We start from the raw sequence: 12,003 nt of genomic DNA on the forward strand, positions 1-12,003 counted from the left end.
GAGGCCCGGGGGGGGTGGCCGTCACTCCGGCAGCGTCAGCCAGATGTCGTCCCGGCGCTTCACGCCCTGCGCGTCCGCGCCGCCGAGCGCCTCCAGCAGCGCGGCGACCTGCCCGCGCCCGGGTACCTCGGCCTCCGGCTGCGCGTCCAGCCAGGGGGCGAGCACGAACGCCCGCTCGTGCGAGCGCGGGTGCGGCAGCAGCAGCTGCGGGTCGTCGCTGAGCACGCCCTCGTAGGCCAGGATGTCGACGTCCAGGGTGCGCGGCCCCCAGTGGACGGTGCGGACCCGGCCGAAGGCGTCCTCGATCGCGTTGCCGCGCTCCAGCAGGTCGTGCGGCGGCAGCGTGGTGCGCAGCACCACGACCGCGTTGTAGTAGGTGGGCTGTTCCTCCGGGCCGCCGACGGCCTCGGTCTCGTAGACCGCGGAGACGGCCTTGACCTTGAGCCCGGGGGTGTCGGCCAGGGCGTCGACGGCACCCTGGAGGGTGTCCAGGCGGTTGCCCAGGTTGCTGCCGAGCGCGATCACGGCGCAGCGCTGGCTGTGCAGCGTGGTGTCGGCGGAGTCCACCCGGCTCTCCAGGTCGAACGTGGTCGGCGAGGCGGTCGGGTCGCTGGTGCTCATCGGGATTCCTCTACTCAAACCGGGTCCACCGCGGTCACGCGCGGCCCCGGTGAATGGTCACGGTCACGTCGTCGAACGGCACGGTGATCGGGGCGTCCGGCTTGTGCACGGTCACCTCGACCTCCTCGACCGCCTCGTGCTTCAGGCACTGGTCGGCGATGCGCTGGGCGAGGGTCTCGATCAGGTCGACCGGCTCGCCGGCGATGATCGCGGTGACCTCCTCGGCCACGATGCCGTAGTGCGCCGTGCGGGTGAGGTCGTCGCCGGACGCGGCGGGGCGGGTGTCCAGGTACAGCACGAGGTCGACCACGAAGGTCTGGCCCTCGACGCGCTCGCGCTCGAAGACGCCGTGGTGGCCCCGGGCACGCAGACCCCGCAGGGTGACGCGGTCCAGCAAACGAATCACTGCTCCCAGTCGGACGGGCCCCACCCGGAGAAAAGGCGTGGACGGGCAGGGCGAAGGCGGGCTCCAGGCCCGCCACTCCGTTTCGAATCTACCCGCGAGCGCGGACAACACCCGACCGTCCTACCCGGCACGAACCGTCGCCACGCACACCGGAATGGCGATTGACGTGAACGTTCGGTGACCACTCGGAAATTCCCCGGCGACCTCCGGGGGGCGATTTCCCGGCCCAGTCCGGATCAGTCCTCGTCGTCCTCGTCGCCGCTGGTCAGAACGGGTGAACCGTGGTGCGACCAGAGCTTCCACCCGGCCGGGGTACGACGGAACAGATTGGTCGCGACGACCTTTCCGCCGACCAGCGGTCCGAGTTCCCCCTCCTCCTCCGCCTCGCCCCCGGAGAGGATGTTCTCGGTGCACGTGACAAGGGCCACATCGCCGTGCACCTCGGCCTCGACATCGGTCAGGAAGAACTGGATGTACTCCGTGTTCATCATGATCAGCATGTACGAGCGGGTCACCTGGGCCCGCCCGCGCAGCACCGGCCACCCGGGGTGCACGCACACCACGCCGCCCTTGTCGTCCGCGTCGGCGGCCCCCAGCCAGACGTCCTCGACCGCCTCCAGGTCCCCGCGCTCCAGCGCCTCGTAGAGCGCCCGGTTGGCCGCGAGCACCGCCTCCAGGTCCGCCTCGCGGGCCCGTCCGGCCGTCCCGCCGCTCAACCTGCCGTCACCCGTCACAGACCCTCCCGAATTCACCCTTGCCGGGCCGCGCGCTGCCAGGCCGCGACCACCCGGACGGCGTCCGCCGTGCCGGACACGTCGTGCACCCGCACCGCCCAGGCGCCGGCCCGGGCCGACAGCACCGACACCGCAGCGGTCGCGTCGTCGCGCTCCCGGGCCGGGCGGAGCTCCCCGGTTTGCGGGTCGGCCAGCAGCGTACCCAGGAACCGCTTGCGCGATGCGGCGACCAGGACGGGACGACCGAGCGCGGTGAGCGCGTCCAGCCGGCCGAGCAGCGCCCAGTTGTGTTCGGGGGTCTTGGCGAAGCCGAGCCCCGGGTCGAGGATCAACTGGTCCTCCTTGACCCCGGCCGCCAGCAGCGCGTCCACCCGGTCGGTCAGCTCGCCGACCACGTCCGCGACCACGTCCTGGTAGACCGCCAGCCGGTCCATGTCGGCGGACTGCCCGCGCCAGTGCATCACCACGAACGGCGCGCCGGTCTCGGCCACCACCCGGGCCATCGCCGGGTCGGCGAGGCCGCCGGAGACGTCGTTGACGAGCCGGGCGCCGGCCGCGACGGCCTGTTCGGCGACGGAGGCGCGCATGGTGTCGACGGAGACCACCACCCCGGCGGCGGCCAGCTCGCGCACCACCGGCAGCACCCGGCGCAGCTCCTCCTCCTCGGGCACCCGCTGCGAGCCGGGCCGGGTGGACTCGCCCCCGACGTCGACCAGGTCGGCGCCGCGGGCCCGCAGCGCGAGCCCGTGCGCGATCGCCTTGGCGGGGTCGTGCCAGAGCCCGCCGTCCGAGAAGGAGTCGGGCGTGACGTTGACCACACCCATCACGGCACAGCGGTCCAGCCGCGGCAGACCGGCCGGCAGGGCGGAGGCGGGCGAATTGCTCATGCCCTCATTATCGGACGGGGCCCCCGCCGGTGGTTCCCGGCGGGGGCCCCGTGCCCCGAGCTCGAACGACCTCGAGCGACCTCAGGGGGCCGCAGGCGGCCTCAGGCGGCCTCGGTGACCTCCTGGGCGGCCGGCGCGGGCATCAGGCCCTCGCGCTGGCGCCGACGGCCGAAGCGCGGCATGCCGAGGGTGATGAAGGCCTCGGCCTGCATCGCCGCGAAGCCGATCCGCGGCAGGTCCCGGGTGTTCGGGTACACCAGGAAGCGCGGCTCCCACTCGGGCTGGAACTTGGCGTTGAACTTGTACAGCGACTCGATCTGGAACCAGCGCGAGAGGAAGACCAGCAGCCCGCGCCAGGCCCGCAGCACCGGTCCGGCGCCGATCCGCTCGCCGCGGGCCAGCGCCGAACGGAACATCGCGAAGTTGAGCGACACCCGGCGCACGCCCATGGCGGGCACGGCCTGAAGGGCGGCGACGATCAGCAGCTCGTTCAGGCCCGGGTCGGCGGCGCGGTCGCGGCGCATCAGCTCCAGCGAGATGCCGTCCGCCCCCCAGGGCACGAAGTGCAGCACGGCCTTCAGGTCGTCGCCGCTCTCGCCCTCCTCCGGTGCCTTGTGGGCGGTGACCACCACGCAGTCGTCGTCCAGCGGGTCGCCGAAGCGGCCCAGGGCCATCGAGAAGCCGCGCTCGGTGTCGGTGCCGCGCCAGCGGACGGCCGCGTCGGCGATCCGGTGCTTCTCGGCCAGGGTGAGGTCGCGGACCCGCCGCACCTGGCAGGAGTAGCCGTTGCGCTCGATCCGCTTGACCATCTGGCGGACGTTGCGCATGGCCCGGCCGGAGAGCGAGAAGGTGGTGGCGTCGACGATCGCCTCGTCGCCCAGCTCCAGCGCGTCCAGGCCCGCCTCGCGGGTCCAGACCTCGCCGCCGAGCTCGCTGCAGCCCGTCACGGCGGGCACCCAGGCGTGCTCACGGGCCTCGGCCATGAAGACCTTGATCGCGCCCGGCCAGGCCTCCACGTCGCCGATCGGGTCGCCGGAGGCCATCATCACGCCGGAGATCACCCGGTAGGAGATGGCTGCCTTGCCGGTGGGCGAGAACAGCACGCTCTTGTCGCGGCGCAGCGCGAAGTAGCCCAGCGAGTCGCGCTCGCCGTGCCGCTTGAGCAGCTCGCGGACCTTCTCCTCGTCCTCCGGAGTGAGCTCCGGCTTGGGCTTCTCCGGGCGCAGCGCCAGGTAGGCGGTGGTGAAGGCGGTCATCAGGCCGAGCCCGCCGAGCAGGTAGGCGACCAGGTCGGACATCCGGATGTTGGTGTACCGGATCGGTCCTTCGAACCCGAACAGCCCGTACCCGACGTGCTGCAACCGCTCGTACAGGCCGGGGTGGCCGATCTCGTACTTGGTCCGGGTGCTCACGATCAGCAGGCCGAGCAGCACGCTGACGGTGCCCATCGCGATCAGGTTGACCAGCGCCCGCCAGCGGGTGCGCGGGTCGGCCTTGGCGTAGAACTCGCGCTGGTGCACCAGCATGACCACGAAGAGCACCAGCGAGACGATCGCCGGGCCGACCTGGTGCCACCGCACGATGTGCAGCGCCGCCCCGACCGGCAGCAGCACGCACACGGCCCGCCAGGCCCGGCGCTTGCGCCGGCGCAGCGCGTGCGCGAGCAGCACCAGCAGCAGGCCGACCATCAGGGTGCCGACCGCGGCCAGCGTGGTGGTGCCGCCCGGCAGCTGCCCGGCGAAGCTGTGCATCTTGGTGTGCCGCAGCTTGGGGAACACCGCGCTGGCGATGTCCACCAGTCCGATCAGCAGACAGGCGTACCCGACCACACCGGGCAGCCAGGCCCGCGGAACGGCGGCCGCCTGGGTGCGAAGCGTCTGCAGACCACGGCGGCGGCGCGGCTGCTCGGGGCTCGGCTCAACGGACACGGGAACACTCATGGAAGCTCAGCGTAGAGGCTGCGGGGCGCCGTCCGGTCACTTCGGAGGAGGACGCGTGATGGACCTTCATGCCTTTTCCTTCATCAGGCAATGCGCACACCAAGGACCCGGAAACGGTCGGTAAACCGGGGCCTCGGACGCGCTGCGGTTGAGCCGGGGGCGGGAGCCGGGGGCCGCACGCCGCGTGGCGCGGCAGGACCCTCCGGGACGCTTTACGTACGGTGGACGCCGCATTCTAGGGCGCCGGTTGCCTGCCGCCTCCCCCGCCCTCCCGACCTGCGCGGGCGTCCGGACAGCCTAGCCGCGGTGGCCCGACCTGACGGACCGCCAGACGATGAAGCATGCATCGACAGTGTCCCACCGGAAGGCCGACGGCATGGAACTGACCAGCGACGCGCTGGTGAACTCGCTGCTCGCGCTCGGCGCCGCGGCTCTCGTCACCACCCTGTGGATCTGGCCCCGGCTGGCGAGGCAGCGCCCCCTCCCGGTCCTCGGCCGGATCGGCCTGCTGACGGTCACGCAGGTCTCGGTGCTGGCGGTGCTGGCGCTGTCGGTGAACAACTCCTTCGGGTTCTACACGTCCTGGGACGACCTGCTGAGCCCCGGCGGCGCCAAGCTCGCCCTGACCAGCAACGAGAACCACAAGGGCGGCACCCCGGTCTCCGACGCGCTGGTCCAGCCGACCAACGAGGGCGGCCTGGAGACCGTCACCGACCTGCCCAAGGGCCCGCCCGAGGAGGTCGGCAAGGTCGAGTCGGTCCGGGTGACCGGCAAGGAGACCGGGCTGTCCGACCAGATGTTCGTCTACCAGCCGCCCGAGTACTTCGACCCGAAGTTCGCCCTGGTCCGCTTCCCCGTCCTGCTGATCCTCTCCGGCTACCCCGGCACCACGCTCAACCTGATGAAGGAGCTGCCGGTCGTCCGCACCGCCGCGGAGCTCCAGAAGTCCGGCAAGATGCCGCCCACCATCGTCGTGATGGCCCGGCCGACCGTCGCCCCGCCGCGCGACACCGAGTGCGTGGACGTCCCCGGCGGCCCGCGCGCCGAGTCCTGGTTCGTCAAGGACGTCCCCGAGGCGCTGCGCACCACCTACCGGATCGGCCGCTCGGCCAGCTCCTGGGGGATCTTCGGCTACTCCACCGGCGGCAGCTGCGCGATGCGGCTGGCGATGCGCTTCCCGGGCGTCTACGGCGTCACGGTGGGCCAGCACGGCGACTTCAGCGTGCACGAGGACCAGTTCACCGGCGGCAGCCTGTTCGGCGGCGACAAGGCGCTGGCCCAGCAGAGCGACCTGGTCTGGCGGCTGCAGAACCTGCCGGCGCCGCCGCTCGCGATGCTGGTCGTCTCCACCCGCAAGGAGGCGGACTACCAGCAGACCGTCCAGTTCGTCGAGCAGGCCCAGCAGGTCGCGCAGGCCAACCCGCAGTTCACCGTCGAGTCGATGTACCTGGACGACGGCGGCCACAACTTCGACAGCTGGATCCGGGAACTGCCCGCCTCCCTGGAGTGGGCCGGCGCCCACCTCGGCTGACGCATCCGGGTGATTACCGGCCGGTCGCCCCACCCGGCCGGAACCCCGGGGGGAACGTATCGCGACCGCCCGCCCGGCCCCGGGCGGGTGCCGCCCCGGATCCGTGCAGGAGGCACCGTGCTGAGCACCAGATCGCTCTTCAACGAGATCTACCGGAACGACCAGGCCTACCAGCTGTTCTGCAGCATCGCGGCCGGCGGCGAGGACCAGGGCGGCTGGGAGAACGAGCGGATCACCGCGCTCACCCGGGACCCGGTGCTCGCCCCCAAGGTCGCCCGGCACGGCGCCGACGAGCGCAAGCACGGCCGGATCTTCACCCAGCTGCTGAACAAGCGCGGCCTGCCCAAGGTGCCCGTCCCGGAGGACGCCGACTACTGCATGCTCCTGGAGCGCCAGGGCATCGGCCTCTCCCACGAGCGGCTGAACAGCGACGTCCCGCTCACCGACCGCGAGATCATCACCTACCTGGCGCACAGCCGGGTCACCGAGCAGCGCGCCGCCGAGCAGATGCGCCAGCTGGTCAAGGTGTACGGGGACAACCCCGACCTCGGCCGGGCGATGCGGATGATCTCCGCGGACGAGGACAACCACCTGGCGTACTGCCACGAGGAGCTGCTGCGGCTGCTGGCCGAGGGCCACGGCCCGTACATCCGGCACACCCTGGAGACCAGCGCCCGCGGCGAGATCCGCACCCACCGGGACGTCGGCCTCGCGGTCACCGCCCGGATGGCCAGGATCCTGCGCTGGCCGCGCTGGCAGCTGGCCGTGGTGAGCCTCGGGGTGCACGCGCTCTACCTGTACGACCGCGCATTCGGCTGGCGGCGGATGGTGACGCTGCGGATGCCCGAGCGCCGCAACGCCCTGGGCACCCCGGCCCCGCCGCACGCCGAGCACGAGGTGCTCTGAGCCCGGCCTTCAGCAGCCCTCGCGGGAGCTCAGCGACCGATGATCAGGCTCATCGCCTCGGCCCGGGTGGCCGGGTCGCGCAGCTGGCCGCGCACGCAGGACGTGATGGTCTTGGCGCCCGGCTTGCGGATGCCGCGCATCGACATGCACATGTGCTCGCACTCGACCACGACGATCGCACCGCGCGGTTCGAGGATCCGCATCAGCGCGTCGGCCACCTGGCTGGTCAGCCGCTCCTGCACCTGCGGGCGGCGGGCGTAGACGTCGACCAGCCGGGCCAGCTTGGACAGGCCGGTGATCTTGCCGCTGGTGGACGGGATGTACCCGACGTGCGCCACGCCCCGGAACGGCACCAGGTGGTGCTCGCAGACGGACGTCAGCTCGATGTCCTTCACCAGCACCATCTCGTCGTGACCGAGGTCGAAGGTGGTGGTGAGGACCTCCTCGGGCTCCTGCCAGAGGCCCGCGAATATCTCCTTGTACGCCCGGGCGACCCGGGCCGGAGTCTCCAGCAGGCCCTCGCGGTCCGGGTCCTCCCCCACGGCGAGCAGCAGCTCGCGGATGGCGTTCTCGGCCCGCTTCTGGTCGAAGGTCCCGACGGCGGGCGGACCGTCGAGCGTCACCGGGTCGATCATGCGAGCCTCGCTTACTGGGAAGACAGATTTTGCTGAGCAGCACGAATGCCGCGCCTCCAGGGTACAAACCCTGGTGACGCGGCATCCATTCCGTTCCGCGCGGGGCCTCAGCCCTCGGTCGGCGGCTCGGTTGCCGGAAGCGGCGGGAGCTTCACCACGTCGACCGGAGCGGTCTCGGTGGCGGCGGCGCCGTTGGTGAGCGCCAGCTCCTTCGGCGACTGCACCGGGGGCCGGGTGGACGGCGTCCGACGGCTGGAGCCCGTCCAGGCCGGCCGGGTCGGGCGCTTGACCACCGGGGCGAAGATCTCGGCGATCTGCTCCTTGTTCAGGGTCTCCTTCTCCAGGAGCTCCAGGACCAGGTTGTCGAGCACGTCGCGGTTCTCGACCAGGATCTCCCAGGCCTCGTTGTGCGCGGCCTCGATGAGCTTCTTGACCTCTTCGTCGACCAGCCCGGCGACCTCTTCCGAGTAGTCGCGCTGGTGGCCCATCTCACGGCCCAGGAACGGCTCCGAGTTGTCGCTGCCGAACTTGATCGCACCGAGGCGCTCGGTCATGCCGTACTGGGTGACCATGGCCCGGGCCGTCGCGGTGGCCTTCTCGATGTCGTTCGAGGCACCGGTGGTCGGGTCGTGGAAGACCAGCTCCTCCGCCGCGCGGCCGCCCAGCATGTAGGCCAGCTGGTCGAGCATCTCGTTGCGGGTGGTGGAGTACTTGTCCTCGTCCGGCAGCACCATGGTGTAGCCGAGGGCCCGGCCGCGGGACAGGATGGTGATCTTGTGCACCGGGTCGCTGTACTGGCAGGCCGCCGCGACCAGGGCGTGACCGCCCTCGTGGTACGCGGTGATCTTCTTCTCCTTGTCGGACATGATCCGCGTGCGCTTCTGCGGACCGGCCACGACGCGGTCGATCGCCTCGTCCAGGATGCCGTTGTCGATCAGCTTCTTGTCCGAGCGGGCGGTCAGCAGAGCAGCCTCGTTGAGGACGTTCGACAGGTCCGCGCCGGTGAAGCCGGGGGTGCGCTTGGCGACGGCCGACAGGTCGACGTCGGGCGCGATCGGCTTGCCCTTCTGGTGCACCTTGAGGATGTCCAGCCGGCCCTGGAGGTCGGGGCGCTCCACCGCGATCTGGCGGTCGAAGCGGCCCGGGCGCAGCAGCGCCGGGTCCAGGATGTCGGGGCGGTTGGTCGCGGCGATCAGGATCACGCCGCCCTTGACGTCGAAGCCGTCCATCTCGACCAGCAGCTGGTTGAGGGTCTGCTCGCGCTCGTCGTGGCCACCGCCGAGGCCCGCACCGCGGTGCCGGCCGACGGCGTCGATCTCGTCGACGAAGACGATCGCCGGGGCGTTGGCCTTGGCCTGCTCGAACAGGTCGCGCACGCGGCTGGCACCGACACCGACGAACATCTCGACGAAGTCCGAGCCGGAGATGGAGTAGAACGGCACCCCGGCCTCGCCCGCGACGGCACGCGCCAGCAGGGTCTTGCCGGTACCGGGCGGGCCGTAGAGCAGCACGCCCTTGGGGATCTTGGCGCCGACGGCCTGGAACTTGGCCGGCTCCTGCAGGAACTCCTTGATCTCGTGGAGTTCCTCGACCGCCTCGTCGGCACCCGCGACGTCCGCGAAGGTGGTCTTCGGGGTGTCCTTGGTGAGCAGCTTGGCCTTGGACTTGCCGAACTGCATGACCCGGGAGCCGCCGCCCTGCATCTGGTTCATCAGGAACAGGAAGACCAGGACGATGATCACGATCGGGAGCATCGACAGCAGCAGGCTGACGAAGGTGCTCTGCTTCTCGGGGCTGATGGTGTAGCCCTCGGAGAGCGTGCTCTGGTCGTTGTCGTTGATCTGGGCCTGGAGCTTGTCGGCGATCGCGACACCCTGGTCGCCGATGTACGAGGCCTGGAACTTGCTGCCGGACGGGGTCTTGCCCGTACCGGCGTTGGACAGCGTGGCGCCGTCCTTGAGCTGGATCTTGATCGTGTTCGAGTCACCAGTGGTGATCTGCGCCGACTTGACCTGCTTCGCGTCGATCGCGGCGACCACCTGACCGGTGTCCACCGTCTTGTAGCCGTTCGAGTCCGAAACGACCTGCATCAGCACGATGACGGCGAGGACGGCCAGCACGATCCACATGATCGGCGCACGGAAGTATCGCTTGACGTCCATCCATGCGGGGCGTTGCCGCCCCGTCCCTCCTGCCACTCAACGGCGCCGTGGGGCTGTGGGCCGCGGCGCATCCGGTCGGTGCTCATGTGAAGAGCGGTTTTATTGGACCGTACCGCAGGACGCCCCGTCAGTGACGGGAGCGCAGCGAGACGGCCTTCGTTCTTTTCCCCCCGGTCCAACGGGCGGGAACAGGCTCCTGTTCCCGCCCATCGCCCGAACGGGGCTCTCAGCCGCCGTAGACGTGCGGGGCGAGGGTCCCGATGAAGGGGAGGTTACGCAGCTTCTCGGCGTAGTCCAGTCCGTAACCGACCACGAACTCGTTCGGGATGTCGAAGCCGACGTACTTCACGTCGATCTCGACCTTGGCCGCGTCCGGCTTGCGCAGCAGGGTGCAGACCTCCAGCGAGGCCGGGCCGCGCGAGCCCAGGTTGCCCAGCAGCCAGGACAGCGTCAGACCGGAGTCGATGATGTCCTCGACGATCAGGACGTCCCGGCCGGCGATGTCGGTGTCGAGGTCCTTGAGGATGCGCACCACGCCGGAGGACTTGGTCCCCATGCCGTACGAGGAGACCGCCATCCAGTCCATGGTGACCTGCGAGTGCAGGGCCCGGGCCAGATCGGCCATGACCATCACGGCCCCCTTGAGGACGCCGACGATCAGCAGGTCCTTGCCTGCGTAGTCCCGGTCGATGCGCTCGGCCAGCTCCGCGAGCTTGGCGTCGATCTCGTCCTTGCTGATGAGCACCTTCGCGAGGTCAGCGCCCATGTCGTTCTGGTCCACCGGGGATACGTCCTCAAACGTTCGGGGTCTGTGTGACCGGCGGTCGGCTCCCCCGGGGCATGCCAGCCCGTCAGTCGCCCTGTCGCCGAAAGACCAGCGTGCCACACCTGCGGGTGGCCTCGACGCCCCCGGGTAGGTGCAGCGGGCCCTGACCGCGCCATCCGGTGACCAGCAGGTCGATCGTCTCCAGGTGCCGCGCGAACAGGTCGCCGGCCGGACAGCCCGCCCGCAGCGCCGCCCGGCGCAGCACCCGGCGACGCACGGCGGGCGGCAGTTCGGCGAGCTTCACGGCGTCCAGGGCGCCTTCGCCCGTCCGGAGGTCGCGTTCGGCCAGCGAGGCCCACTGGTCCAGCGCGTCCGCGTCGTCGCGGAACAGCCGGGCGGTCCGGGCCAGCGCCTCCACCACGCCGCCGCCGAGGTGCTTCTCCAGCACCGGCAGCACCTCGTGCCGGACCCGGGAGCGGGTGTAGGCGGGGTCGCAGTTGTGCGGGTCGTCCCAGACCGGGATCGCCTGCGCGGAGCAGGCCTGCCGGGTGGCCGCGCGGTCCAGCTCCAGCAGTGGGCGGCGGTAGCGGCCCTTCTGCGCCGGCATCCCGGCCAGCGACCGGGCGCCCGAGCCGCGGGCCAGCCCCAGCAGCACCGTTTCGGCCTGGTCGTCCCGGGTGTGGCCGAGCAGCACCGCGACCGCGCCCAGGCGCTCGGCGGCCTCGTCCAGCGCCGCGTAGCGGGCGTCCCGGGCGGCGGCCTCCGGCCCGCCGGCGCGGCCGACCCGGACCGGGATCGCCTCGACCGGGTCCAGGCCGAGCGAGCGCAGCCGCTCGGCCACCTGCGCGGCGCGCTCGGTGGAGCCCGGCTGGAGACCGTGGTCGACGGTGACGGCGCCGACCCGCAGGCCGATCTTGGGGGCCTCGAAGGCGGCGGCGATGGCCAGCGCCATCGAGTCCGCGCCGCCGCTCACGGCGACCAGGACCAGCGGCGAGCCGGGGGCGGCCGGGGTGCGGGGCAGCCCGGACGGGTGGCGCGGGGCGTTGCCGATCAGCGTGGTGCCGACCGCGGCGCCGACCAGCGGCGCCCCGGCCGGGCGTTCGCGGGGATCGCGCACGGGCGCGGTGAAGGTGGTACCGGTCTCGGCGGCGAGCTCGGTGAGCGTGCGGCGAACGGCCAGGCGTATCGCGGCGACGGCGGGGTGAGGGCCCACGGCGGACGACTCCTCGGCGGAGGGGGACAGGACGGCGGCGGGCGCGGCGGGACCGCGCACCTGCGTGAGCGCCGTGTTACCGGGCGCTCACAGATGGTGGCAGAAAGGAGCGACCCGCTACGCCACCCGCGCCACCGGTACGACCACCGTCCCACGTTCGGGTGAATGGAGAAACGTATCTTCACCCCCCGTCTGCCCGATT

At 71.5% G+C, this 12,003-nt stretch carries 11 protein-coding genes; 2 read left to right on the forward strand and 9 right to left on the reverse strand.

The window, feature by feature from the left end; translation table 11 throughout:
- Nucleotides 1-21: 21 nt before the first annotated feature.
- From folK to ABTY15_RS11970, 5 genes are all read right to left on the reverse strand, one after another.
- The gene (folK, locus tag ABTY15_RS11950) at nucleotides 22-621 is read right to left on the reverse strand and encodes a 2-amino-4-hydroxy-6-hydroxymethyldihydropteridine diphosphokinase (RefSeq protein WP_350580443.1); all 600 of its coding nucleotides are present in this window, start codon (nucleotides 619-621) and stop codon (nucleotides 22-24) included.
- Nucleotides 622-655: 34 nt separating this feature from the next.
- On the reverse strand, nucleotides 656-1,015 hold the full coding sequence (gene folB / locus ABTY15_RS11955) for a dihydroneopterin aldolase (protein WP_030059580.1): 360 nt from the start codon (nucleotides 1,013-1,015) through the stop codon (nucleotides 656-658).
- A gap of 248 nt (nucleotides 1,016-1,263) precedes the next feature.
- Nucleotides 1,264-1,761 (reverse strand): nuclear transport factor 2 family protein, encoded by a 498-nt coding sequence (locus tag ABTY15_RS11960; RefSeq protein ID WP_350580450.1) that lies wholly within the window; start codon nucleotides 1,759-1,761, stop codon nucleotides 1,264-1,266.
- Nucleotides 1,762-1,775: 14 nt separating this feature from the next.
- A complete protein-coding gene (gene folP, locus ABTY15_RS11965; RefSeq protein WP_350580452.1) occupies nucleotides 1,776-2,648 on the reverse strand; it encodes a dihydropteroate synthase in 873 nt (290 codons plus the stop codon).
- A 101-nt stretch (nucleotides 2,649-2,749) separates the two neighbouring features.
- Entirely contained in the window at nucleotides 2,750-4,588 is a 1,839-nt protein-coding gene (locus ABTY15_RS11970) for a phosphatidylglycerol lysyltransferase domain-containing protein (RefSeq protein ID WP_350580456.1), read from the reverse strand.
- 376 nt (nucleotides 4,589-4,964) lie between these two features.
- Here ABTY15_RS11970 and ABTY15_RS11975 point away from each other — a divergent pair, with 376 nt between their 5' ends.
- Both ABTY15_RS11975 and ABTY15_RS11980 read left to right on the forward strand, forming a co-directional pair.
- Entirely contained in the window at nucleotides 4,965-6,119 is a 1,155-nt protein-coding gene (locus tag ABTY15_RS11975) for an alpha/beta hydrolase (protein ID WP_350580459.1), read from the forward strand.
- A gap of 117 nt (nucleotides 6,120-6,236) precedes the next feature.
- Nucleotides 6,237-7,025: a ferritin-like domain-containing protein gene (locus ABTY15_RS11980; protein ID WP_350580461.1), complete on the forward strand. Its 789-nt coding sequence runs from the start codon at nucleotides 6,237-6,239 to the stop codon at nucleotides 7,023-7,025.
- A 29-nt stretch (nucleotides 7,026-7,054) separates the two neighbouring features.
- Here the strand turns inward: ABTY15_RS11980 and folE are convergent, their stop codons facing one another.
- The 4 genes from folE to tilS all read right to left on the reverse strand — a co-directional run bounded on the left by folE (nucleotide 7,055) and on the right by tilS (nucleotide 11,801).
- Entirely contained in the window at nucleotides 7,055-7,660 is a 606-nt protein-coding gene (gene folE / locus ABTY15_RS11985; RefSeq protein ID WP_329883966.1) for a GTP cyclohydrolase I FolE, read from the reverse strand.
- Between the two features lie 107 nt (nucleotides 7,661-7,767).
- On the reverse strand, nucleotides 7,768-9,822 hold the full coding sequence (gene ftsH / locus ABTY15_RS11990; RefSeq protein ID WP_350580464.1) for an ATP-dependent zinc metalloprotease FtsH: 2,055 nt from the start codon (nucleotides 9,820-9,822) through the stop codon (nucleotides 7,768-7,770).
- Nucleotides 9,823-10,048: 226 nt separating this feature from the next.
- Nucleotides 10,049-10,603 carry a hypoxanthine phosphoribosyltransferase gene (gene hpt, locus ABTY15_RS11995; RefSeq protein ID WP_350580467.1) on the reverse strand — a complete coding sequence of 185 codons (555 nt, stop codon included), beginning with the start codon at nucleotides 10,601-10,603 and terminating at the stop codon, nucleotides 10,049-10,051.
- 70 nt (nucleotides 10,604-10,673) lie between these two features.
- Nucleotides 10,674-11,801 carry a tRNA lysidine(34) synthetase TilS gene (tilS, locus tag ABTY15_RS12000; RefSeq protein ID WP_350580469.1) on the reverse strand — a complete coding sequence of 376 codons (1,128 nt, stop codon included), beginning with the start codon at nucleotides 11,799-11,801 and terminating at the stop codon, nucleotides 10,674-10,676.
- Nucleotides 11,802-12,003 lie beyond the last annotated feature (202 nt).

Origin of the sequence: Kitasatospora sp. NPDC097643, from assembly GCF_040302625.1 — a bacterium.
Lineage (GTDB): Bacteria > Actinomycetota > Actinomycetes > Streptomycetales > Streptomycetaceae > Kitasatospora.